The sequence below is a fragment of the Corynebacterium sp. MSK044 genome (genome assembly GCF_030232825.1).
In the GTDB taxonomy this organism is placed as follows: Bacteria; Actinomycetota; Actinomycetes; order Mycobacteriales; family Mycobacteriaceae; genus Corynebacterium.
In genome coordinates this window covers 140,202-163,853 of the sequence record NZ_JASPJJ010000003.1, presented here as the reverse complement: position 1 = coordinate 163,853, position 23,652 = coordinate 140,202, and the positions used below count along the sequence as shown (strand labels likewise).

Sequence of the window (23,652 nt, the reverse complement as noted above, 5' to 3'; positions counted from 1 at the left end):
TGGGGCCTGGCCTTTTGTATTGCGAAGAACCGATGTGGTGCTGATGGATAAACAAACCAAACGCGTGCGCATGACTACGCGTGAGCGCATGGCCGCTGTGGAGGATTCGCTTGAAGCGCGTTTGAAGCGTGTGGCTCAGCGGTTCTTGCCGGCGCTCCAGGTCGGGGTTGCGGCGGGCCTTGCGTATTTCATTGCGTTTGAGTGGGTGGGCCACGGGCAGCCGTTCTTCGCGCCGATCAGTGTGGTCATCATCGTCGGTTTGTCGGGCGGTGAGCGGATCAAACGCGCGTTGGATATGTCGCTGGGGTGCATCCTGGGTGTGTTGGTCGGCGACCTCGTGTTTGCGCCTCTTGGCCCGGGAGGGTGGCAGATTGCGTTGGCGGTGTGTGGGTCGATGCTGTTTGCGTCGTTCTTCTCCAAATCCATTTTGGTGGCCAATCAGGTGGCTATTGGTTCGATTTTGATTTCTACGATCATGCCGCCCGACGCTGCTGTGACGGGCTTCGATCGCGCGGTGGACGCGTTTATCGGGTCGGCGGTCGGTCTTGCGGTTGTTGCGCTTGTGCCTTCAGCGCCGTTCGCGGCAGCGCGCCAGGAAATTTCCAAGGTTCTCTCAATTTTGAGCTCTGTGCTTGACGACGTCTCCACCGGCATCTCCCACCAAGACCCCTCCGAACTGTCCTTGGCGCTGGAGGCGATTCGCGGTACGCAGTCTGATATTGATGCGATCTCCACCGCAACGAAATCTGGCAGGGAATCTACCCAGCTGTCGCCGTTTTTCTGGGGGTCGCGCGGGTATATCCAGTCTCTCTCTCGTACGGTGCCGCCTACGGACAATGCTGTCCGGAGTACCCGTGTTCTTGCTCGTCGTGCGCTTGTGCTGGTGGAGGACCAGGGCACTGTCTCCCCAAAGCAGTTGTGGATCTTGGATCAGCTTTCTGCGGTTGTGCTTGATTTATCGGAGCTTTTTGAGATCACGTCGAAGGCCAGCCTGGCTGAGCGCATGCCTTCGGTGACGAATCGTTTGCGGTCATTGGCGGCGGAGACAGGGCTGGAGGTCCTCGACTTGGATTGCCAGCCACCGCGTGGCCCGTACTCGCCGGTTAAGGGGCTGCACTCCGGTGTGAACGTGACTGGTGAGCCCGGCCAGGCTACTTTATCCGGCGCGGTGATCTTGGCTCAGTCGCGGTCACTCATTGTTGATCTATTGCAGATCTGTGGGTGGTCCCGGGAGTCCGCGGTTGCGATGTTGAAGCCGACGTCGGAGACGCCGGCGTACCCGCCAGAGTTGAGCGCGGGTAGCTCGAATGATGAGGAGGAGAGTGACTCCGGCCCGGACTAGTTCCGGTGCCGGTGAAGGATTTCAACGCGCCGTGCCCTTTTACCCATCTCCGCGGACAACTTGGATATCGCGCAGGTGCCGGTAGAACGTGACGCGTTCAACGGGCCGCTTAGCGGGGACATCATCCACGGTGACCTGGATGGCGTGGCCGCCGGATTGGAGGGCGCGGCCGGAGGGGGTGTGGGTGGCGTCGATAAGCATGTGCTTGCGAAAGCGCGGTTTGCGGATGACAGCTGCAGCGAGCCCTGGTGCGTGGGTGGTGGGCACGAGGCGTGCGCCGTAGAGGCGGGTGTGGCCGTCGCTGCGGATGAGGACGTCATTGTCAACGACGACCTCCCCGAAGAACGGCTTACCGTCTGTGTGCGTGAGTGTGGCTGATCCGGCGACGACAAGACCAGCGTCGTTGCGGATGCAGGGGATGGGGCGGACCGGCCCTGTAAGTGCGAGCGATTGCGCGTCGGTGGGGATGCCCCAGAGCACGGCGGCGGGGGAAGAAGGGTCGGTGGGGAGATAGGCGATCTCGGCCCATAGATAATCCCCGCGCATCATGCGTGTGAGGATTGCGCTCAGGGCAGCGTCTGTGCCGGACACGATGATGCGTAGGCGTTCGTTGGGCTGTTGGGGTGCGAATGTGGGCTCGCCAAGATGCGACACTGACGGTGACGCCGCGATCTCCTGCAGCGATGGGGTTGGGTCGACGGGCAGGGCCTCGCGTGCGATGTCATCGAGGAAGCGAAGATCTTTTCGCGTGGGAATGGCCGGAAGCTGATGGTTTTCGGCACCGTCGATGGTGGTGCCGGTGGCGCACGCGCAATGAACAAGCCTCATGGCGGTCACGCTACATCGGCGGATGAGTGCTGTGTTCATTGAGGCCCGTGTCCCAGGAAGCCTTGCTGGGGGAAGGTCTTTCTGGCGCTCACTGTGAAGCCGTCAGCAGGGTGGCGGTATACTGACGCTGGACTTTTGCGGGCGTGATCCCGCAATGAGCACGCATATGACAGCTGTGACACACAGCGTAAATGAGGGAGCGTTTCTATGGCGGCCATCATCATCGTCGGTGCCCAGTGGGGCGATGAGGGAAAAGGTAAGGCCACGGACATTCTTGGTGGCCGGGTTGACTACGTGGTGAAGCCAAATGGCGGGAACAACGCTGGTCACACGGTTGTTGTGGGGGGCGAGAAATACGAGCTGAAGCTTCTCCCCGCTGGTGTGCTCAGCGAGAATGCCACCCCGGTGCTGGGCAATGGCGTGGTGGTGAACCTGGAGGCGCTGTTCGAGGAGATTGATGGGCTGGAGGCCCGTGGCGCGAACGCGAGCCGGCTGAAGATCAGCTCGAATGCGCACCTTGTGTCGCCGTATCACCAGACGCTCGACCGCGTGCAGGAGCGCTTCCTGGGCAAGCGCGCGATCGGCACCACCGGCCGCGGCATTGGCCCGACGTATGCGGACAAGGTCGCCCGCGTAGGTATCCGCGTCCAAGATCTTTTCGACGAATCCATCCTCCGCCAGAAGATCGAATCCGCTCTGGACGTGAAAAACCAGATGCTGGTGAAGATGTATAACCGCAAGGCCATCGACCCGGATGAGGTGGTGGAATACTTCCTGGGCTACGCCGACCGCGTGAAGCCGATGGTGATTGATGCGGAATTTGAGCTGAACAAGGCTCTCGACGAAGGCAAGCACGTGCTCATGGAAGGCGGCCAGGCGACGATGCTGGACGTCGACCACGGCACCTACCCATTTGTCACGTCTTCCAACCCGACCGCTGGTGGTGCCTGTGTGGGCACCGGTATTGGGCCGACGAAGATCACGGCGTCCCTGGGCATTATCAAGGCGTACACCACTCGCGTGGGTGCTGGCCCGTTCCCCACGGAACTCTTTGATAAATGGGGCGACTACCTGCAGGAAACCGGCGGTGAGGTCGGTGTGAACACCGGCCGTAAGCGTCGCTGTGGCTGGTATGACTCCGTGATTGCTCGTTACGCTACCCGCGTCAACGGCTTCACTGACTACTTCCTGACCAAGCTTGATGTGCTCACCGGCATCGGGGAGATTCCCATCTGCGTTGCCTACGATGTTGACGGTGTCCGCCACGACGAAATGCCGCTGACCCAGACCGAATTCCACCACGCCGTGCCGATCTACGAAACCATGCCGGCGTGGGACGAGGACATCACCGGCTGCCGCACCTTCGAGGACCTGCCGCAGCAGGCCCAGGACTACGTCCTTCGCCTTGAGGAACTGTCTGGTGCGCCGATCAGCTACATCGGCGTTGGTCCCGGCCGTGATCAGACGATCGTGCGTAACGACGTCATGGAGAGGTAAGGCGCTCTACTCCGGGTGGGATGCGTTGACCATGTCCTCCCACTCAACGATCTTCTTGCGCTCGCGGCCTTCGGCCTCACCAAGGGCGCGCTCGGCGGCGTCGAGGTTGTGCCAGCCGTCCCAGGTTGTCGGTTTGATGCCCTTGGCGGCGAGCAGGTCGAGGATAGCCTGGTCATCGCGGTGGCTCGTGGGGGTGAGGCGGCCAGCGGTGAAGTCATCCAGCAACATGGTGGTGGTGTCCTTGGCGTCGGACTTGGTGTTGCCAATCAGGCCGATGGGGCCGCGTTTGATCCAGCCGGTGGCATATAGGCCGGGGATGATGTCGCCGCCGAATTCGGTGAGCACGTGGCCTTCGTCGTTGGGGATGACGGCATGCAGGTCGTCAAAAGGCACGCCTTCGACGGCGTCGGAGCGGTAGCCCACGGCACGGTAGACGGCCTGAACATCCCAGGTGGTGGTCTTGCCGGTCAACGTCACGCCGCCCTTGCCGTCGAGTTCGGTGCGTTCGGTGACAAAACCGGTGACCTTGCCGTTTTCGTCGCCAAGAATCTCCACGGGGGACTCGAAGAAGTGGATGAAGAGCTTGTGTGGGGCGCCTTTCGGGTCGCGCATCGCGTAGTTTTCGAGGGTCTGGCAGACGAGGTCGACGCTCTTTGCTTCACGACGAGCCTGCTCCGACGCCTCGTCATAATCAATGTCCTCCGGGTCCACGATGACTTCGATGGTGTCGGAGTGGTCGAGTTCTTTGAGTTCCAGCGGTGTGAACTTCGCCTGGGCGGGGCCGCGGCGGCCGAAGATGTGGATTTCCTTGGCGGCTGAGGCATTCAGGTTGTCGTAGACGTTGTCGGGGATCTCCGTGACCTTGAGCTCATCCGCGGTCTTGGCTAGCACGCGGGCGATGTCCAGGGCCACGTTGCCCACGCCGACGATGGCGACCTTCTCTGCGGTGAGGTCCCAGTTGCGCTCAAAGTTGGGGTTGCCGTCGTAGAATCCGACGAACTCGCCAGCACCGTAGTGGCCATCGAGGTCCGCGCCCGGCACGTTCAGGTCGCGGTCGGCGACAGCGCCGGTGGCGAAGATGACCGCGTCGTAGTATTCCTGCAGCTCTTCCACGGTGATGTCCTTGCCCACATCCACGTTGCCCAGCAGGCGAATCTCCGGCTTATCCATCACGTTGTGCAGGGATTTGATGATGCCCTTGATGCGCGGGTGATCCGGCGCCACGCCGTAGCGGATGAGGCCAAAGGGGGCAGGCATGCGCTCAAACAGGTCCACGCGTACCGGGGTGCCGTTTTTAGCCAGGTCTGACTTCACCAAAAGGTCAGAGGCGTAGATGCCGGCTGGGCCGGAACCGACGACGGCGACGCGGAGAGAATCAGGGGACTTCGTGGTCATTGGTTTCGCTACATCCTTAGAAATGCTCAATTGCTTTATTGCTGAATACCTAAATATCTATCCGACATGATAGCGGGCATGACAAATAGGCCTAGCAGTGCGTTTGGTAGGGGGGATGTGGGTCCCATTGTGGTGAGATGAGTGAGAAAGCCCACAGTAAACCGGCAACGTGTTGGTGGAGACATAGTTAGACTAGGGAACGTTGATAAGCGCTCATAAGCATTGTGTTGTTTTATTGAAAGGGAACGCATGGCTAACAGGTCTGTCCTGATTACCACGGTCGGCCGAAATTTTGACGGCATCGATGTTGCGGGACTCGCGGCGGAGACCAACCTGAACCTTGTCCAGCTTGCGGAGCAGGAGGCAGATGTCGCGGCGATTGTTGCGGCGGACCTAGTGGCGGGCGACACGCTGGTGCAGGGTTCCGGCGATTACAACTTTGACGCTGACGTGGCATCGGCGCTTGGCCTGCCTCTCCTCGTTGTGGCGGGCTGCCCCGCCGCGGCAGAACGGGCAAAGGTGCGCATTGAGCAGCTCGGTGCGACGATCGCGGGTGTGGTCGAGGACGTCGATAAGGCAACTCTGACAAAGGCACTGGAGACAGAGACCGAGCCGGTCATGTCGGCTGCTGTTTTTGAGCACTGGCTGCTTACCCGCGCGAAGGAGCAGCGCAAGCACATCGTGCTGCCGGAGGGTGAGGATGACCGCATTCTGCAGGCCGCGCACCAACTGCTCGCGCAAGACGTTGCGGAGATCACCATCTTGGGCGTGGCTGAGGACATTCAGCGTCGCGCAGACAGCCTGGGCCTGAATCTGTCCAAGGCCCACATCATTGATCACCTGAACTCCGAGCTGCTGGAGGAGTTCGCCGCGGACTTCGCGGAGCTGCGTAAATCCAAGGGCATCACGCTGGATGAGGCACGGGAGACCATGAAGGACATCTCCTACTTCGCCACCATGATGGTGCACAAGGGCCTGGCTGACGGAATGGTGTCCGGTGCGGCGAACACGACGGCACACACGATTAAGCCGTCCTTCCAGATCATCAAGACGGTCCCGGGCGCTTCCGTTGTGTCCTCTATCTTCCTCATGGTCATGCGTGGTCGCCTGTGGGCTTTCGGTGACTGTGCGGTGAACCCGAACCCGACGGCAGATCAGATCGGTGAGATCGCCGTCGTGTCCGCGAAGACCGCCGCCCAGTTCGGCATCGACCCGAAGGTGGCCATCTTGTCTTACTCCACCGGCACCTCCGGCTCAGGCCCGGACGTGGACCGCTCTGTGGAGGCGACGGCGAAGGCGCACGAGCTGGACCCAGAACTCGCCGTCGATGGCCCGCTGCAGTTTGATGCGGCGTGCGACCCGGGTGTGGGCAAGAAGAAGGCCCCGGATTCCCCGGTGGCCGGCGAAGCAAATGTGTTCATCTTCCCCGACCTTGAGGCAGGCAATGCCGGCTACAAGATCGCCCAGCGCACGGCCGATGCGCTGGCTGTGGGGCCGATCCTGCAGGGTCTGAACAAACCCGTCAATGACCTGTCGCGTGGTGCGACGGTCCCCGACATTGTTAACACGGTGGCTATTACTGCTATCCAGGCACAAGGAGCATAAACATGTCTTACGTCCTCGTTCTCAACTCCGGTTCCTCCTCGATCAAATTCCAGATTGTGGACCCCGCCGCATCCGCATCGGACACCCCGTTCGTGTCCGGCCTGGTGGAGCAGATCGGTGAGCCAACCGGCAACATCCGCATCAAGATTGAAGGCCGCGAGGTCGGCTCCACCATGCCGATCCGTGACCACCGCGGTGGTCTGCAGCTGGCCATCGCGATGTTGGACGCTAACGGCGTTGGCCCGACGCAGATGCACATCATCGCCGTAGGTCACCGTGTCGTGCACGGCGGCCAGACGTTCGGCGAACCAGTGCTTATTGACGACTCGGTGGTTGACCAGATCCGCGAACTCATCCCGCTCGCTCCGTTGCACAACCCGGCGAATATCGACGGTATTGATGTGGCCCGCGCGCTCCTGCCGGACATTCCGCACGTGGCTGTGTTTGATACCGGCTTCTTCGGTGACCTGCCGGACGGTGCTGCGCACTACGCGATTGATGATGATTTGGCGCGCGAACACCAGATTCGCCGCTATGGCTTCCACGGCACATCCCACGAGTTCGTATCCTCCCAGGTGCCTGGCCTGATTGGTAAGTCGGAGGAGGAGACCAACCAGATTGTCCTCCACATCGGTAACGGTGCCTCCGTCTCCGCCGTCCAGGGTGGCAAGCCGGTGGACACCTCGATGGGCCTGACCCCGCTGGAGGGCCTGGTCATGGGCACCCGTTCCGGCGATATTGATCCGGGTGTGATCTTCCACCTTTACCGCACCGCCGGCATGAGCATTGATGACATCGATGACCTGCTCAACCGTCGCTCCGGCCTCAAGGGCCTGGCTGGTGTCAACGACTTCCGCGAGATCAACGCCCGCATCGCTGATGGTGACGCGAAGGCCAAGCTCGCCTATGACGTCTACGTCCACCGCCTCCGCCGCTACATCGGTGCATACATGATTGGCCTCGGGCGAGTCGACGCAATCACCTTCACCGCCGGCGTTGGCGAAAACGCCGCGCAGGTCCGCGCCGATGCGCTGGCCAATCTCGAAGGCTTTGGCATCAAGCTGGACCCGGCCAAGAACGAGGAAGGTTCTGGCGCCCGCATCATTTCCACCGATGATTCGGCAACCAAGGTGCTGGTTGTGCCGACGAATGAGGAGCTGGCCATCGCACAGAAGTCCGCGGCAATCGCGGGTTAGTTGTAGCTGCCTTTCGGCAACTACAACTAGGGGGCTGTCTTCTCGTCTTCTATCCCTCTTCCTGCTACGTGGTTTTAGCTGCCTCCAGGCAACTAGAACCACGTAGCAGGGCGCACCTTGTTCGCCGTGTCCACCAGGGCGTACCGGTGCTTGGCAAAGGGCGCGCGGCGGGCCTGTTGCCGCAAGGTGATGGCGAGTCCGCGACGGAGCCCTTTCACGGTGAAGGCGAACTCGAAAAGCTGCGTTTTGGAGCTCGCGGACTCTACGTTGTTGTCCATGAGGTAGGTCAGTCCCGCGCGCAGCACTGCGATCTTGATCTGCAACAGGCGTGGCTCGTTCGTGGGGATCTCCTCCAGTCGGCGCGCAGCGCGGCGGATACGGGATTCCGTCAACGTGTCCCCCACCAGGTACAAAATGCTGGTGAGTTTAGCCATTCGGTGATGGCGGGACTGCTGTGGCACCTTGTCCAGGGCAGCTACCGCCATTTCCACTTCCCGTTCAAACATGAGCTGGCGGGCTAAACCGAATGCAGAAGACACCGTGGTGGAATTCGCTGCCCACACCAAGGCATAGAGGCGCATGGCATTCATCCGCAGCGTTTGCGGGTTGAGGGAGACGTGGCTCCACTCTGGGGTGAGCACCCCATCTTTCTCGAGGCGACGGAAGTAGGAATTGGGCAGCTCGCCAAGATCGGTGCGGATGGAGGCGAGGTGGCGGGGAAGGGTGTCGTCGATAAGCTCTTCCTGCTGGTGCCCACTTTCTTGCAGCATGAGCTCATCCACCGCAGCGAGCGCGAGTTTCGGGGCGGCCTCACCCGGCACAATGCTTAGCACCTGCGCGAAATCTTCCTGAGCTGCCACGAAATCGCCGCGAGAGAGCTCCGTGAGCGCGCGGTACCAGTGGAAACGCCAGTTGTTGCGCAGGCGGTCATCGAATTGGCTGAGCCAGTGACGTGCCTGCGCTGTCAGGCCTAAGTCCAACATCGCGCGCACAACGCCGAAGGGGATCTCCGCGGAATGCTCATACTCAGGAGTCTGCATCGCCTGGCGCAGGGATTCCAGGGCCTCCTGTGGTTCCGCATAGGAGGTACCGGAGAGCAGACCGGCGCCCACATCGGAACGGTCAATCAGCGGTGTGGGCAGGGCGGAGAGCACCTCGGAGGGGGTGATTTCGACGGTGCGATCGATGCCATCAATAAGCTGATCCGTCCGGAACACCAGGTGCTTCGTGCCAAACGTGGTACGTTGCGGCGAAAACAGCGAGTGTTGCGACGGGTGAGCAATCCCATCGCGAATAGCAATGACCTCGCGCAACACGCCGAGCAGCTGCACCTCCAGCTCATCCACGGACTGGAAACGCTGCGTCGGATCCGGGTCGCAGCACCGCGCGAGTAGGCGATACAGGGAGATGTAGCGGCGCAACGTTTTCGACGTACTCGGCGTAGGCAGCTCATGCGTAAACACGCCATCGACTTTGGGTAAATCCAGGATGAGCGCAGCCAGCGTACGGCCCACCGTGTAAATATCACTGGCTATGGACGGCCCCTCCCGCGCCACCTCCGGCGCCTGGTACCCCTTTGTTCCATAGATGTAGCCATACGCCCCAATACCGCTGACCGCGCCTAGGTCAATGAGCTTCACCTGGTCCTCGGTGACAATGATGTTGTCCGGTTTCAGATCGTTGTACACCACCCCGCGGCTGTGCAGATAGCCCAGCGCTGGAAGAACCTCCAGGATGTACGCGATGGCCAGGTCAATCGGGAGCAGGTGGTTGCGCTGCGCGTTACGACGCTCGCGTAGCGACGGCCCACCCACAAACTCCATCACAATAAAGCCACCCGCCACCCGCGGATCATCAATGAAGTTGAAGATCTTCACTATCCCGGGGTGCGTAATATCCGCCAAAAACTCCCGCTCTGCAGCCGCCGCGTTCGTCTCGTCTTCGCTCTTCTCCGACTGCAGGCCCTTCAGCACCACGACGCGCCCCGCCACATAGTGGTCCTGCGCCAGGTAAATCCAGCCCATGCCGCCATGTGCGATGACACCCTGGATCTCATACTGCCCAGCAACCACGTCGCCCTGCTGCAGCTGCGGAGCCGGAATGCCCTTGTTCACCACCGCTTCCGTGGGATCCCGCAGCGCCTCCTTCGGCTCCGACGGCGCAATCCACGGCAACTCCACCATGCCGTCGGCCACCGAACGGGCTTGGCGTTGTGCCCCGCGCAGCTCCTTGAACTTCTCCAAAGCCTCGCGCCTAGAGCGTTCCGACGTACTCGCCTGCAACTCCGCAATCTGCTGCGGCGTTAACCCCGCTAGCGTTCCGGCGCTCGTGGTGCTGCCTGCACCGGTCACTGTGCCCTGGGTGGTGTGTTCCGTGAATTCGGTGAACTCAGGTGGAGTCGCCTGCGTCGCTTGCGTTGCCTCTGGGGAATCCCTCAACGCATCCAAGTCTTTGAGGAGGTTGGCTATTTCACCGGTGCCCTCATACAGCGTGTCCGCGTCGAACGCTTCGTCTTCCTCCTTTTCGTCCGCGAAGGGATCGAATAGGACAGCCTCGGTGTGCTCTGCCTCGTCGGGAGTGCTCTCAGTCGTATCTGTGCGCGCTGGCTCGTTGCGCAGGTGCTCAGTGGCCTGGTCAATATCCCGGTCGGGGACCCACGTGCCGTCGGTTGCGTCCGGGTCGTCCTGGGTGAGTTTGTCCTTAGTCATTGGTCTCCTCCCGGTAGACGGGCTGCGGCGCGGTGCGTGGCGCAATGTGCCTGCCAAGCCACCGGTTGAACATTGCATCCCACGTCCCATCCGTGCGTATGCGGTTAAGGGTGTAATTCACCTGGCGAGTCAGCCCGTCATACCCCTTCGGGATACCCACCGCGTAACGCTGCTCGGCAAAAGGCTCGCCAGCCACCGTGGTTAGCGGGTCCTGCGCGGCAAATCCCGCCAGAATTGTCTCATCGCCAACCAGCAGCCCCGCCTGATACTGCTGCAACGCCATCAGACAATCCGTCCACGTACGCGTGCGCAGCAGCTCCTGATGCGGAAAGTTCGAGCGCGCAATATCCACAATGTTGGACCCCGCGGCGACGCAAATGCGCTCATTAGTCAGGTCATCTGCCCCATCAATGTGAGAGCTCGTTGGCACGAGCATGCGTACCGACGAATCCAGGTACGGCGCCGAAAAATCCACCGCTTCCGATCGCTCCTTGGTAATGGACATCGTCCTAATCACAATGTCCACCTGCCCCGCGACCAAAGATTCCGTGCGCATCGAGGAATCCACAAAGCGGAAATCAACCCTATCGGGAGACCCGAAAATGTCCCTCGAGATCTCCCGGGCTAAATCCACCTCAAAACCTTTGAGCTCACCCGTCGCGTTATCGCGGAAACTGAGCAAATATTGGGACTGATCCACACCCACAATGAGGCGGCCACGTTTAAAAATATCCGGCACCCGCTTCTCCGGGGACTCCCGGTCTGGGCGCAAAGATCCAGGCCAGTTATAGGGCTCTACCTCGGTTTCCGGCGCGTGTCCCGGTGGGTCTACCACGGCGCCCGCCGGCAGTGGAAGGTCCTGCAACGCCGACGGTTCCTGCTCCTCCCCGTATCCCGGCTGCAGGGGTTGTACAGGGGTGACAGAGCAGCCAGCTAAGGTTCCCGCCACGATTGATAGTACGGCAGCCCCTTTGACTAGGGTCCTGGTTTTAACCCCCGCCTTCCGCACACGCATCCCCAGCGGACTCGTCTCTTGTTTCATCACAGGTACTCCTGAATCCTAGGGCGGACGCCCACCCACGCCATGAGGAAAGCCAAGATAGTAAGCACCATCACGCCAGGCGCGACACTGTCAGAGGCTTTCAAACTGTTCGTGATGTGCGCGCGCAGATCTGTTCGGGACTGGGAGATCAGATCCGTCAAGCCTTTATCCAGGGTTTGGAAGGAGGTGGCGGTGGAAGGGGAGGCGTCGACAAGCTCTGGCGATGCGGCGATGTCCACGGCGCGCGAGTAATCGCCTTGCTGGAGCGATGTCATCATGCGTGAGTGCGAGACGCGCCAATCCGTCAGTGCGCGCCGGGTGGTGGCTACGCGCTCCGGATCCGCGGTGGGGGCGACGACATCCAACGCGCGGGTGACCTCGCTGGCGGTGTCGCCCATTACTGGGCCGGAGCGATCACCGGTGCGGCGTGTGAGCAGCGTCAGCGTTTCAGTCGTGCGCGTTTCTTGCGCGGTGATTCGGGCGCTGGTGAGCTGCTCGAGTTGGTCGCTTGCCGCCTCAAAACCTCGTGTTCCCGCTATCCACGACGCCGAGTTCGCGCTGATCACCCATATTGCTGCTGCCAACATCAAGGCGGTGGACACCAGGAAGCCACGGTTCAGGCGACGCCGGAACATGCGCCACAAAACCCACTGCGTGAACACCAGCGCGGCAATTCCTGCGAGCAGGCCGGATAGCGGAACAAATTGTGGCAGGGTGAGCCGTCGCATCTCCTCGTCCACTTGGTCGCGGGTGATGTTCAGCAGGCGCTCCGCCTTGGTCAGCATCGTTTCACGCATCAGAGTGGACGCCTGCGTCATGTACGCCACGCCCAGCGGATTGCCTACGCGTTGGTTTGCCTGCGCGCGCTCCATCAGCCCGGTGTACTGCGGCAGCATCCGCTGAATGTCGCGGACAAGCGCCTGCACTTCCGCGGCATGTTCCGAATGATCGCCGGCCACTGCGCTGCCGCGCACGACTTCGTCCGCCGCAATCACAGCATTATCAATCGTGGTGACATATCGCCGGTGAGACTCCGCCGTTTGCAGCCCAGGCTGCACAAAGGACGTGGTGGCCAAGGTATCCGCTTGGCTCAAACTCGTGTACAAGGTGTGTGCCGAATCGCTGGTGGGCTCGGTGGCAGTCAGCAGTGTTGTCAAAGCGTGCTCGCGTGATTCGCCTGATTGGCTCATGGCATAGCCACTGGCCAGAAGCATGACGCTGAGCAGCACCATCAAGGCCAGCAGCCGGCCCAGACTCGTGCTGAGGAAATTCCATGCGTCGCCCATCCAGCGGCCGGTGCCGCCCAGGGACTCGTAGAACTTATCCCGCAGGCCCCGCAGGCCGGTGCGCGCCGGTGCTTCTTCGAGGGAATCCAGCCACGCATCCTCATGCTCTTGGACGTTCACCATCGGCCGTGATTTCCGGGGACTGAATCGTGGCAATCGCACGCGAGAGCGTCCTCCCGCGTTATCCCTGGCCTGACCGGCCGCCTCCGTGCGCGCCATTCCCTCAGACTACCGTGCGTCTGTGACAGGTGGGGCTAAACAACACTCGCGGGTAGGGTAGCGCTTATGGAAGGCGACGGAAACGGTTGGGTCGAAGGCCCACACGGCAAACAGGTTTGGGGCAAATACGGTGCGGCCGGACTCTTTCTCCGCGCCGGAAACACCGTTCTTCTCCAACACCGCGCGCACTGGGTCGCGGACGGTGGCACGTGGGCTTTACCCGGCGGCGCCCGCGACTCGCACGAAACGGTCGAGGAAGCAGCCCTGCGCGAAACAGTGGAGGAATGCGGTATTGACCCAGCACTCGTGCTCATTGACTCCGCTGTGGTCACCGCCGGCGAAGCCCCCGGCTGGACCTACACCACTGTCCTCGCCCGCACCGCCACCGGCGAGCCGATTCCGCTTGAACCAAACGCTGAATCTATGGAGCTGCGTTGGGTTCCACTGGAAAAGATCAGGGAGTTTGAGTTGCATGGGGGATTTGAATCGTCGTTAAGCATGCTTCTATGGCACGCTGAAAACCATGATCGAAGTTAACAGCCTGACGAAGGAGTACGGGCAGGTCCGCGCTGTGGACGACCTGACCTTCACCGTCGAACCGGGCGTAGTCACCGGATTTCTCGGGCCGAACGGCGCAGGAAAATCGACAACGATGCGCATGATTCTCGGCCTCGACACACCCACCGCGGGCACCGCGCTTATCGACGGCTCCCCCTACCGCTCCCTCCCCAACCCCCTGAACAAGGTAGGTGCGCTGCTGGACGCGAAGGCGATCCACCCGAACCGCAGCGCCCGCAATGCGCTGCTGTGGCAGGCGCAGGCCTCCGGCATTGACACTTCGCGTGTGGATGCGGTGCTGGACCTCGTCGGACTGACGTCCGTGGCGGGTAAGAAAGTCGGCGGATTCTCCCTGGGTATGGGCCAGCGCCTGGGTATCGCCGCCGCCATGCTGGGTGACCCCGAGTACCTCATTCTTGACGAGCCCGTCAACGGCCTCGACCCCGAAGGCATCCGCTGGGTCCGCGAACTCCTCCGCCGCTTCGCCGCGGAAGGCCGCACCGTGCTCGTGTCCTCCCACCTGCTCGCCGAGATGGCGCAGACCGCCGACCACCTCATCGTGATTGGTAAAGGCCGCCTTGTTGCCGCCGGTTCTGTCCACGACTTCATCAAGGAAAACTCCGCCCTCACCACAGTTGTGCGAACCCCGCATCTTGCCGAGTTTGGGTCGGCCCTGACTGCGGAAGGCATTGCTTTTACCCAGTCTGTGGACGCCGAGGGGCGTCCCATCCTGGAGATTCCCTCCCAGTCCTCCGAAGACATCGGCGCCCTCGCCTTCTCTACCGGCGTCATGCTCACCGAACTCACCGAGCGTCGCGCCTCCCTCGAAGACGCCTACATCCGGCGCACCGAGGGGGCTGTGCAGTACGCCGCCGCTGAGCTAGCCGGGGGTCGGGCGCCCGCTCCTGCCGCGCCTTCGGCTCCTTCGGCTTCTTCGGCTCCTTCGGCTTCTTCTGTTCCGGCTGCTCAAGATATTCAAGGAGGCGCGCACCGTGCTTAACACCATCATTTCGGAGTGGACCAAACTCCGCACGACCGCCTCTTTCTGGTGGACATCCGGCATCGCCATTGCCCTGAGCATCGGTTGGGCCATCCTGATGGCGTCCCTGGACACCCCAGACATGCCGGCCTATGGCGGCGCCATGGTTGTCGCTGGTTTCCTCAGCTTCGGCATGCTCACGCTCATGATCCAGGCGATCATGGTGGTGACCACCGAGTACCGCTACAAAGTCAGTGCCACCAACATGACGCTGACACCCCAGCGATGGAAGGTCGCCCTGTCCAAACTCATCGTCTACGGGGGTTACGCGGCCGCACTGTCCTTCCTGATCCTCGTACTTTGCTTCGTCATCGGCGACCTCATTGCTGCTAACCCCATTGGTTGGACCTCCAACGACTACAGCCGCCGCGCCCTCTGGGCGGTCCCGCTGGCCACCTTCGTATCGGTGCTGCTCGTGCAGGGTGTTGGCTGGATTGTGCGCCAGACCGCCGGCGCCTTGGTAGCGTACCTGGGCTGGCAGTTCGCCGTCGAGCCACTGATTGGGTTCCTGCCCAAAGTGGGCAAGGACATTCAGGCCTACGCGCCCTTTGCGAACCTGCAGTACTTCACCTCCAACATCCAGAACCCCGGGCCGGAGCCGGGGGTGAGTGCCCCCATCGAACTATGGCAGTCCCTCCTCCTCTTCGGGGTGTGGGCGGTGGTGCTGTACGGCATCGGATTGCTGCTTCTAGAGAAACGCGACGTTTAGCCCCGTTTATTCGCACCCGCCGGCCGTGGTCGGCGGGTCTTTTTGTGGCCTTCTACGCGCTTCCTCGCGCCTCCAAATCCCACCTGTCACGGCAGTTGCACCTAAGTTTGCCAAACTCGCGATTTTTGGCCTGAAAACGGCCGTTTTTGGGCAGTTTGGCAAACTTATGTGAAACGCGTGGGGCGGGAGTGAATAGGCTTCAGCTGCGGCAGCTGAAAAGGCAGCAACAGACGGCAACAGGCAGCAAAAGGCGGCAAAAGGCGGCAAAAGGCGGCAAAAGGCGGCAAAAGGCGGCAAAAGGCGGCAACAGGGTAGGGGTGCGACGAGGAAGGTCCACAAGAGTGGACAATTTTCCCTTGAAAACCGCTGCGCGGCCCCGCGACAATAAACGCATGCACCCAGAGTTGCCTTATTTGAATTCGTTGTTGGTGGGGGTGGGGAGGAGGGTGCCGAGGGGCGTCGAGAAGCAAATTGAGCGCGGCGAGCTGATTAAGGTGGCCAGCCGGCGCTTTGTGCGGCGGAAAGACATGATGGCGCTGCGGCGATATCAGCGGCAGATACTGATGACGTTGGCGGCGGCGCAGTCGGTGAACAGCTCGTATCTGGTGGGGAGTTCGGCGGCGCGGGTGCTCGGGATGTGGACGGTGGACGTGGCGCAGCGGATCACGCTGGCGACGCGGTCGGGTGGTGTGCCGCCGCGGACGAAGTGGCCGGCGGGCTGCGTGTATCGGAAGGAGCCGCCACCGGAGGAGGTGGTGCAGATTTTGGGGGCGGCGATGGTGGACCCGGTGAGTGCGTGGCTGCAGACCGCGTGCGCGGAGGGGTTCCGGGCGGGGCTGGTGGCGGCGGATTGGCTGCTGGCGAACAAGCACAAGCGCTCGGAGCTGGAGAAACACCTACGCGAGGTGGGCATGCGGAAGGGGATCGAGCACGCGCGGCGGAGCTTGCGGGAGGCGGTGGATTGTTCGGATGCGCCGGGGGAAAGCTACGCGCGGGCGCTGCTCATCGAGGAGGGCATCGGGCCGCTGAAGCCGCAGGCGAAGGTGGTGCCGCCGTACGCGATCGATCTGCTCGTTCGCGGGAGCGTCGCGGTGGAGATTGACGGCGAGCTCAAATACGACGAGGACCCCGAGGAGGCGATCCGCCAGGAGCGCCGGCGCGAGAAACTCATTCTGAACAGGGGTTTTCAGGTTGTTCGCTACTCCTCCACGCAGGTGTTCGCGCAGCCCAGAACGTTCATTGCAGATGTGCGTCGCGCGCTCGAGCGTGCTCAAAAAGCTTAAAATGCTTATCGACGCCCCTACTGCACCGCCGACGTCAACTTCATCACGTTATCGATGTAGCGACGGGTCCAGGGCCGCTTCTTCCATTCCTCGAGCGTGAGTTGGTGGGAGACGGAGAGATAGGAGGCGGCGAGATCGCAGAGCTGGGTGATCAGGGGGCCTTCGAGGATAAACAGGCTGTTCTCGTAGTTGAGGGAGAAAGAGCGCATGTCCATGTTGGAGGAGCCAACGATGGCGATTTCGTTGCGGTGAGACCCAGGCTCAGGCTCAGACTCAGACCCAGCCCCAGACTCAGCTTGGGTCCAGACCGCCGGGTCCGCAATCGCGAACTTGGTGTGCAGGACATAGGGGGCGGGGAACTGCCAGATGTGTACGCCGGCTTCGAGGAGCTGCTGGTAGTAGGCAGATTGGGCGTGGTGGACCATGAACTGGTCGGCTTTTTCGCCGACGAGGAGGTCGACGCGGACGCCGCGGTAGCAGGCGGTGGTGATGGCTTCCAGCATGGAGTCGTCGGGGACGAAGTAGGGGGAGCAGAGTACGAGGCGGTGGCGGGCGTGGTGGATGAGGGTGTTGAACATCCTCAGGTTTGGTTCGGTGGAGTAGCCGGGGCCAGACGGGATGAGTTGGAGGACGTTTTGGTCGTGGTCAGCGGTGTCATCATCAAAAGGTGCGCGGATGGAGAGGATTTCGCCGGCTTCGGTGTACCAGTCCACGGCGAACATGGTTTCAAGGGAGGCGACAATGGGCCCGGTGAGCTCCACGAACGTGTCCACCCATTGGCGGGCTTTCCGCACGTGGTTGGGCATGAGGTAGGAGCGGTCGATGAGGTTGAAAGACCCCATGAACGCGACGCTGTCGTCGATAATCAGCAGCTTGCGGTGGTTGCGCAGGTCCGGCCGGCGGAAGGTGCCGCGGAGTGGTTGGAGGGGCAGCATGAGGTGCCAGTCGATGCCGGCGGCGGTCATGCGCTTTTTGAAGGCGCGGAAACCGGGGTATTTTTGGGAGCCAATGTGGTCGAGCAGCACTCGCACGGCCACGCCACGGTCGACGGCGCGTTCCATGGCTTCCCACACGGGGGCGGTGGTGGAGTCCCAGGCCATGGCGTAGATCTCCACGTGGACGTGGCTTTCGGCGGTGTCGATGGCCTCGGCCAGGCGGCGCATGGTGCCCTGGTAGTCCGTCCAAACAGCTTTGACGTGGCCGTCCAGAGCGGGGAAGCCGGTGAGTGTGCGGTTGAGGTGCGCCATGGACGCCACCTCATCTGACACGGATGCGCCGGCGGGGTAGTCGGGGAAGTTCTCGTGGACGTCGTTAAGCAGCTCGTTGGCTTGGCGTTGGATGCGGTGGCGTCGCCGCGACAGGAACGTCGAGCCGAGGAAGAAGTACAGCGGCAATCCCAGAAATGGGATGAGCAGAATGACCAGCAGCCACGCGTTCGCGGATGAGGGTTTCCGGTTTTCCGGGATCACGCCGATCACGGCGAATTTGATGGTGTAGTCAATCACCATCAGGACGAGTTGGAGGGTGGAGAGGCTCATCGGACTTCGTCGATAAGCAGGGCGCTCAAGTCATATTCCGCGATGACTGGCGCGTGGTCGGAGGCTTTCTCGCCGGCGCGTTCTTCGAGGTCAACCCATGCGCGCGCGGGCAGTTGGGGTGAGGCGAGCTGGAAGTCGATGAGCATCCCTTCGCCGCGTTGGAACCGCATGCCTTTGTAATCGAAGTAGGAGTACGGTTCCTCGTGCCTGACCTGCTTCAACCCGGATTCCACGACGCGCTGGAACGCCGCGCGCTCGGGCTCGGTCACATGCGTTTTGCCCTCAAAGAACGCGCGCTCCCACACATCCTTGTCGGTGGGTGCGATGTTGAAGTCGCCGCACAAGACCTGCATTTTTTGCTTATCGACGACCTCCCCCAACCTCCACAAAAACTCCAACTTGTAGTCATAGTGGGGATCCGCAATCTCCCGTCCGTTGGGGACGTAGAGGCTCCAGATCTCCACCCCGTTGCACGTGGCGCCGACTGCGCGGGCTTCCCGGTTCTGGGGGTTGTCCGGGTTCTTGTCAAAGCCGGGCTGGTTGGGGAAGTGGTCTTTGATGTCCTCCAGACCGACGCGGGAGATGAGCGCCACACCATTCCACTGGTGGTAGCCCACGTGTGCCACCTCGTAGCCGATGGCCTCAAACGCCGAGTAGGGGAACTTGTCGTCTGAGCACTTCGTTTCCTGCATGGCAAGCACATCAATGTCGTTGCGCTCTAAGAATGCGACGGCGCGGTCGACGCGCGTGCGCACCGAGTTGATGTTCCACGTGGCAATTCGCATGGGCACTAGCCTAGATCACAGCGCGCGTAGCGGTGCCGGTGGTGCTCGATAAATCCGAGCTTGGTGTACAGGCCGATACCGGCATCGTTGCTGGCCAACACTTGGAGGTACGCATCGGTAGCGCCGCGGATTTGGCCCCAGGCGAGCATCTCCGCCCCGAGCTGCGTGCCCAGTCCACGGCGCCTGAACGCCGGTGCCACCTCGACGGCGGAGTAGCCGAGCCACACCCGGCCATCATCGGAAGATGTGATCGTGCCGCGGGTGACGGCCACGGTCTCGCCGTGGTGGGTGAGGCGGCCGAAACCGAGCTCGCCCTCAATCTCATCGGCGAGTTCCGCCAGCGCTTCCGGTGGCAGTGGCTGCCCGCGGAAGTGATACATGGCTAGCCAGTCGGCGTCGGGGTGAGGGTCGATGTGGAACTCGAAGTCCAACGGCGTCGACGTCGGCAGGTCTGACAACGAGCGCGTCATCACCAGAATCTCCGGCCCGATCGTCCACTCCGGCCGGCCCTCAATCGCTCGCAGTGCCGGCGCACCAATCCGCTCCGGGATCAGCAGTTGCGCTGGCAGGCCCCGTTCGCGGTAAAACTCCACGATCTGGTCCAGCGGCACCTGCCGGAAACCACCCGAATGGCCAATTGGGGTTGCGGAGTTGGAGCGTTCGGCGATGTCGGAGCCGGCGCGGGTGAGCCAGTCGTCGAAAAGCATGCGCGATTGGCCTGGAAACGCGCGGGCATAGGCGGTTTCAACTGCGCGAATGTCTGAATTGCGGATGCGGCGCGGGCTCATCCGGCGCACGATCAGCGGGTCGTCGATACGGATCGCTTCGGCTTCGGAGGGCAACCCGCCCACCTTCTGCGGTCGTACCACCAGCGGATCCAGCGAGACCACGTGCCCGATCACATCCGTCAAATGCGAACCCGCGCGGCGCCGCACCACCACCCGATCACCCGGTTGCGCCGGGCCCTGACGAAACACCACTAGTGACCGAACGGGTCCGGATCCGTCCCCGGCAACCATGTGTTACCCGCGTGATCCCAGCCGTTGCGCTTGACCGCGCGCTTCGCCTCGCGCTTGTAGCGGCCGGTGAGCACGTCAAGGTACACAAAGCCATCCAGGTGGCCGACCTCATGTTGCAGGCAGCGCGCGAAAAAGCCCGTGCCCTCGACCTCGACCTCGTTGCCGTTCTCGTCCAGGCCCGTGACCTTCGCCCACTCCGCGCGGGCCGTGGGGAAGGACTCGCCCGGGACCGACAGGCAACCTTCCTCATCGTCGTCGCTGGGCATCGTCTTCGGAATCTCGCTGGTCTCCAGCACCGGGTTAATCACCGTGCCCCGACGCATCGTGTCCCCATCCGGGCAGTGGTACACAAACAGCCGCTTGTTCACACCGATCTGATTCGCCGCCAGCCCCACGCCGTGCGCGGCGTCCATCGTCTCGTGCATATCCGCGATCAGCTGCTTGAGCTCCTCAATCGGCTCCGTCACCGGCTCCGTAGGGTTGTGCAAAACCGGGTCGCCGTAAATCACAATGGGTCGGATCATGGGGCCAGTATAAGGTGGGGGCGTGGAGCCCTCCGACCTGACCATCCTCGACTTCGCCGCCCGCGCGCCCCGCAGCCTCGGCGCCCGCGAGGAAGCCATCCGCGTTGAGCTCGGCATGTCGCCCTTCAGGTACTACCAAAAGCTCAATTCGCTTATTGACGACCCCTCCGCCCTCGCCGCTCGCCCCCAACTCGTCCGCCGCCTCCAACGCATCCGCGACCAGCGGGCCCTGGGGTAGGGGTTTGTGGGTCGGGGTCGATATTTCTCACGCCCCACGAGGTTGTGGGTCCGTATTCGCCCAGGTCGCGTTCGGGCCGGTGTGAGATTTCTCGGATGGGTACTTTGAGAGCTTGTGGGGCGGGGAAAGCTGGCCCACCGGCGCGTCGCTCGGGGCCTGTCGCGCGACCCACATTAGGGTGACGGTTGTGACTAATGTGAATCCTGTTAATGGCAACCGCGACAACTCCGGTAAGGGCGCTGACCGCGCCCGCGATCTGTATGAGGAGGCGGCGGACGGCTCCTTCGACGAGGCCTTCGAGGAGTTCTACGACGAACCCGCTGCTGGCCGCCACCACCGTTTGGAGCGGGTGGAAGACGTCGAGTTCGAGGACGTTGAAGGCTACGAGGATTACGACGACTACGACCAGGACGGCTACGCCGACGAACCCTACGACTACGTGGCTGAACTGGAAGAATCGGAAGAGGATGACCGCGGAGGCGTCCTCGCAGCCGGAGCCATGGGTGCGAGCATTGCGGAAAGCGACGCAGCTGCGGCTGGTGCGGAGGGTGCAGCGGGTGCGGCTGGTGCAGGTGCTGGCACCGTATCCAGCAGTGCAGCGACCGGCAGTGGTGCAGCGCTCGCCGGCGGGGCGGCCGCTGTGAGTGGTGTGCCGAAGCGTGGGCTGGCGATGATCCTCATTGCCGTGGCCATCCTCCTTGGCCTGTGGGGTGTTTACGCAATGACGCAGTCTGGCAAGGAAGGTGGGGACACGACCGCGCAGGAGCAGCAGAACCAGCAGGAACAGCAGGGCCAGAACCAAGGTCAGAACCAGGGCCGGAACCCAGGCGATACGAACCGTGGCCCGAATAGCGGCAACCCAGTGGACCCGGCGGATCCGGCGGATCCGAACAGCCCGGCTGAAGGGACCGAAGGGGCTGACCAGGCCGGCACGGACGGCGCAGACGGCGCCACCAATAACAACGAGCCGATGACGGCGGAGAATGAGACGGTGAACGTCTTTAACAACTCCACGGTTCCGAATCTGGCGGCGGATGTGTCTGGCACGCTGAAGGACCAGGGCACGCGTATCGGCGAGGTGGGCAATATCACCGAGGCGCAGGCGATTCTGACTGAGAACACCGTGTTCTTTGACCCGGCAACGCCGGGGGCGGAAGAGCGGGCGAGGGTGCTGGCGGAGAGAGTGGGGGGCGTCGCTAAGCCAAATGATGCGTCGGTGCCTGAGAACGCGGCGAAGCCTGGCTCTTTGACGCTGGTGCTCACGGGCCCGGTTGCCCTGTAGGAGGAATGACGTTGAACCAACACATGGATCCGTTCCGTGACTTCAACCGTTCGGCGGGTCCGACGTTGGGCGTGGAGTGGGAGATCGCGCTAGTTGACCCGCTGAGCAGGGATTTGGTGCCGTTTGCGGCGGACGTGATCGACAAAGTGGAGAAGCGTTGGCCCGGCACGCACTTGGAGAAGGAGTTTCTGAAGAACACCATCGAGCTGGTCACGCCGGTGTGCCAGAACACGGGCGAGGCAATGGCGTATCTGGCGGAGACGAAGGACAAGATCCAGCAGGTTGCGGACGATATGGGCCTGCAGTTGTGGGCGGGCGGCGGCCACCCGTTTGCGGATTTCCGTACGCAGCCGGTGGGGGATAAGCCGACGTACAAGGAGATCATCAACCGCACGCAGTATTGGGGGCAGCAGATGCTGCTGTGGGGGACGCACGTGCACGTGGGGATCCGGCATGAGGATCGGGTGTGGCCGATCATCAACGCGATCATGACGAAGTACCCGCAGCTGCTGGCCATCAGCGCATCGAGCCCCGCGTGGGAGGGCCTGGACACGGGCTACGCATCCAACCGCACGATGCTCTACCAGCAGCTTCCCACCGCGGGCATGCCGTACCAATTCGGCAGCTGGCAGGAGTGGGTCGATTTCATGCGCGACCAGACTATCTCCGGCGTCACGTCACACACGGGCTCCATGCATTTCGACGTCCGCCCCGCCGCCAAATGGGGCACCATCGAAGTGCGCATTTCCGACGCCGCCACGAACCTACGTGAGCTCGCCGGAGTCGTCGCCCTCACACACTGCCTCGTTGTGCTTTTCGACGACATGTTGGACCAAGGCCGCCCCCTCCCCACCCTCCAACCGTGGCATGTGGCGGAGAATAAGTGGCGGGGTGCTCGCTATGGGTTGGAAGCTGAGATCATCACCAGCCGCGACACCGATGAGCGCCTAGTCACGGACGATCTGCGCGACTTAGTGGAGGAGCTCCAGCCGATCGCAGAGCGGTTGGGGTGTGTGGAGGAGTTGAACATCGTCAACGAAATCATCGACGGTGGTGCCGCCTACCAGCGTCAACGCGCTGTGTTCGAGGCCACGGGGGATTGGCGTGGTGCGGTGGACCAGGCGGTGGAGGAACTGCGCGCCGGGCACCCGTAGGTCGGATAAGTCCGACCTACGATTAAAGCGATTTGTGAAGGTCCCCCGGGTGCTCGTTGATAGCAATGTCCTCTTCCTCACCGTAGAGTCCCTCGCGGCGGGAGACGCGGCCAAGGCGCTGCGCGGTGACCGGGTTGGTCATGAGCGCGAAGAGGACGAGCAGGAGGAGCATGCCAACGTCGCCGCGCTGGCCGACGTCGAAATGCTCATCCCCAATGAGCCGGAAGATGACTCCAATGATGACCATGATCAGGCCCACGGTCTGTGGTTTGGTCACCGCGTGAACGCGCGCCAGTGTGCTGCGGAAGCGGTTCATGCCTACGGAGGCGAAGAACACCTGGAGGGCGCCGGCGACGATGAAAATCAGCGACAGGACATCGGTGATAAAAGCGAGGTTCCACATGG

General features: G+C 62.2%; 21 protein-coding genes. 11 read left to right on the top strand and 10 right to left on the bottom strand.

The annotated features are described in order from the left end of the window. Positions 1-43 precede the first annotated feature (43 nt). Positions 44-1,342, top strand: coding sequence for an FUSC family protein (locus QP994_RS03525; RefSeq protein ID WP_284865401.1), 1,299 nt, complete (start codon positions 44-46; stop codon positions 1,340-1,342). 39 nt (positions 1,343-1,381) lie between these two features. On the opposite strand, the gene QP994_RS03520 is transcribed toward QP994_RS03525, so the two are convergent. Continuing rightward, entirely contained in the window at positions 1,382-2,170 is a 789-nt protein-coding gene (locus tag QP994_RS03520; RefSeq protein ID WP_284865400.1) for a hypothetical protein, read from the bottom strand. Between the two features lie 207 nt (positions 2,171-2,377). Here QP994_RS03520 and QP994_RS03515 point away from each other — a divergent pair, with 207 nt between their 5' ends. After that, a complete protein-coding gene (locus tag QP994_RS03515) occupies positions 2,378-3,667 on the top strand; it encodes an adenylosuccinate synthase (protein WP_284865399.1) in 1,290 nt (429 codons plus the stop codon). Positions 3,668-3,673: 6 nt separating this feature from the next. Here the strand turns inward: QP994_RS03515 and QP994_RS03510 are convergent, their stop codons facing one another. Then, a complete protein-coding gene (locus tag QP994_RS03510; RefSeq protein ID WP_284865398.1) occupies positions 3,674-5,062 on the bottom strand; it encodes an FAD-dependent oxidoreductase in 1,389 nt (462 codons plus the stop codon). Between the two features lie 249 nt (positions 5,063-5,311). Here QP994_RS03510 and pta point away from each other — a divergent pair, with 249 nt between their 5' ends. Beyond that, positions 5,312-6,667, top strand: a complete 1,356-nt coding sequence (gene pta, locus QP994_RS03505) for a phosphate acetyltransferase (protein WP_284865397.1) — start codon at positions 5,312-5,314, stop codon at positions 6,665-6,667. A 2-nt stretch (positions 6,668-6,669) separates the two neighbouring features. After that, a complete protein-coding gene (locus tag QP994_RS03500) occupies positions 6,670-7,863 on the top strand; it encodes an acetate kinase (RefSeq protein ID WP_284865396.1) in 1,194 nt (397 codons plus the stop codon). 92 nt (positions 7,864-7,955) lie between these two features. On the opposite strand, the gene QP994_RS03495 is transcribed toward QP994_RS03500, so the two are convergent. From QP994_RS03495 to QP994_RS03485, 3 genes are read right to left on the bottom strand one after another with little or no spacing between them, the layout of a single operon-like run. Beyond that, the gene (locus tag QP994_RS03495) at positions 7,956-10,571 is read right to left on the bottom strand and encodes a serine/threonine protein kinase (protein ID WP_284865395.1); all 2,616 of its coding nucleotides are present in this window, start codon (positions 10,569-10,571) and stop codon (positions 7,956-7,958) included. Next, positions 10,564-11,586, bottom strand: coding sequence for a glutamate ABC transporter substrate-binding protein (locus tag QP994_RS03490; protein ID WP_502870001.1), 1,023 nt, complete (start codon positions 11,584-11,586; stop codon positions 10,564-10,566). Before QP994_RS03490 ends, QP994_RS03495 begins: the two co-directional genes overlap by 8 nt. A 26-nt stretch (positions 11,587-11,612) precedes the next feature. Continuing rightward, on the bottom strand, positions 11,613-13,022 hold the full coding sequence (locus QP994_RS03485; RefSeq protein WP_284865393.1) for a GlnX family signal transduction membrane protein: 1,410 nt from the start codon (positions 13,020-13,022) through the stop codon (positions 11,613-11,615). A gap of 162 nt (positions 13,023-13,184) precedes the next feature. Between QP994_RS03485 and QP994_RS03480 the strand changes: the two genes are divergently transcribed. From QP994_RS03480 to QP994_RS03465, 4 genes are all read left to right on the top strand, one after another. Next, positions 13,185-13,655 carry an NUDIX domain-containing protein gene (locus tag QP994_RS03480; protein ID WP_284855222.1) on the top strand — a complete coding sequence of 157 codons (471 nt, stop codon included), beginning with the start codon at positions 13,185-13,187 and terminating at the stop codon, positions 13,653-13,655. Then, a complete protein-coding gene (locus QP994_RS03475) occupies positions 13,642-14,676 on the top strand; it encodes an ABC transporter ATP-binding protein (RefSeq protein ID WP_284865392.1) in 1,035 nt (344 codons plus the stop codon). Before QP994_RS03480 ends, QP994_RS03475 begins: the two co-directional genes overlap by 14 nt. Continuing rightward, positions 14,669-15,424, top strand: a complete 756-nt coding sequence (locus QP994_RS03470) for an ABC transporter permease (RefSeq protein ID WP_284855220.1) — start codon at positions 14,669-14,671, stop codon at positions 15,422-15,424. Before QP994_RS03475 ends, QP994_RS03470 begins: the two co-directional genes overlap by 8 nt. 341 nt (positions 15,425-15,765) lie before the next feature. Then, positions 15,766-16,707 (top strand): putative endonuclease domain-containing protein, encoded by a 942-nt coding sequence (locus QP994_RS03465; protein ID WP_284865391.1) that lies wholly within the window; start codon positions 15,766-15,768, stop codon positions 16,705-16,707. A 17-nt stretch (positions 16,708-16,724) separates the two neighbouring features. Here QP994_RS03465 and QP994_RS03460 read toward each other — a convergent pair whose 3' ends face one another. The 4 genes from QP994_RS03460 to QP994_RS03445 are packed head-to-tail and all read right to left on the bottom strand — an operon-like array spanning position 16,725 to position 20,573. Beyond that, positions 16,725-18,245 (bottom strand): phospholipase D-like domain-containing protein, encoded by a 1,521-nt coding sequence (locus tag QP994_RS03460; protein WP_284865390.1) that lies wholly within the window; start codon positions 18,243-18,245, stop codon positions 16,725-16,727. Further along, a complete protein-coding gene (locus tag QP994_RS03455) occupies positions 18,242-19,030 on the bottom strand; it encodes an exodeoxyribonuclease III (RefSeq protein ID WP_284865389.1) in 789 nt (262 codons plus the stop codon). Before QP994_RS03455 ends, QP994_RS03460 begins: the two co-directional genes overlap by 4 nt. 5 nt (positions 19,031-19,035) lie before the next feature. Beyond that, positions 19,036-20,049 carry an N-acetylglutamate synthase, CG3035 family gene (locus QP994_RS03450; RefSeq protein ID WP_502869997.1) on the bottom strand — a complete coding sequence of 338 codons (1,014 nt, stop codon included), beginning with the start codon at positions 20,047-20,049 and terminating at the stop codon, positions 19,036-19,038. Then, on the bottom strand, positions 20,010-20,573 hold the full coding sequence (locus QP994_RS03445) for a peptide deformylase (protein ID WP_284855216.1): 564 nt from the start codon (positions 20,571-20,573) through the stop codon (positions 20,010-20,012). Before QP994_RS03445 ends, QP994_RS03450 begins: the two co-directional genes overlap by 40 nt. Positions 20,574-20,595: 22 nt before the next feature. On the opposite strand from QP994_RS03445, the gene QP994_RS03440 reads away from it, so the two are divergent. The 3 genes from QP994_RS03440 to QP994_RS03430 all read left to right on the top strand — a co-directional run bounded on the left by QP994_RS03440 (position 20,596) and on the right by QP994_RS03430 (position 23,247). Continuing rightward, positions 20,596-20,811, top strand: a complete 216-nt coding sequence (locus QP994_RS03440; protein WP_102723475.1) for a DUF3263 domain-containing protein — start codon at positions 20,596-20,598, stop codon at positions 20,809-20,811. 187 nt (positions 20,812-20,998) lie between these two features. Further along, complete coding sequence (locus tag QP994_RS03435; RefSeq protein WP_284865387.1) at positions 20,999-22,093, top strand: LytR C-terminal domain-containing protein; 1,095 nt, start codon at positions 20,999-21,001, stop codon at positions 22,091-22,093. A gap of 23 nt (positions 22,094-22,116) precedes the next feature. Beyond that, positions 22,117-23,247: a glutamate--cysteine ligase gene (locus tag QP994_RS03430; protein WP_284865414.1), complete on the top strand. Its 1,131-nt coding sequence runs from the start codon at positions 22,117-22,119 to the stop codon at positions 23,245-23,247. Between the two features lie 22 nt (positions 23,248-23,269). Here the strand turns inward: QP994_RS03430 and QP994_RS03425 are convergent, their stop codons facing one another. Further along, the gene (locus QP994_RS03425; protein ID WP_284865386.1) at positions 23,270-23,650 is read right to left on the bottom strand and encodes a monovalent cation/H(+) antiporter subunit G; all 381 of its coding nucleotides are present in this window, start codon (positions 23,648-23,650) and stop codon (positions 23,270-23,272) included. Positions 23,651-23,652: the final 2 nt, after the last annotated feature.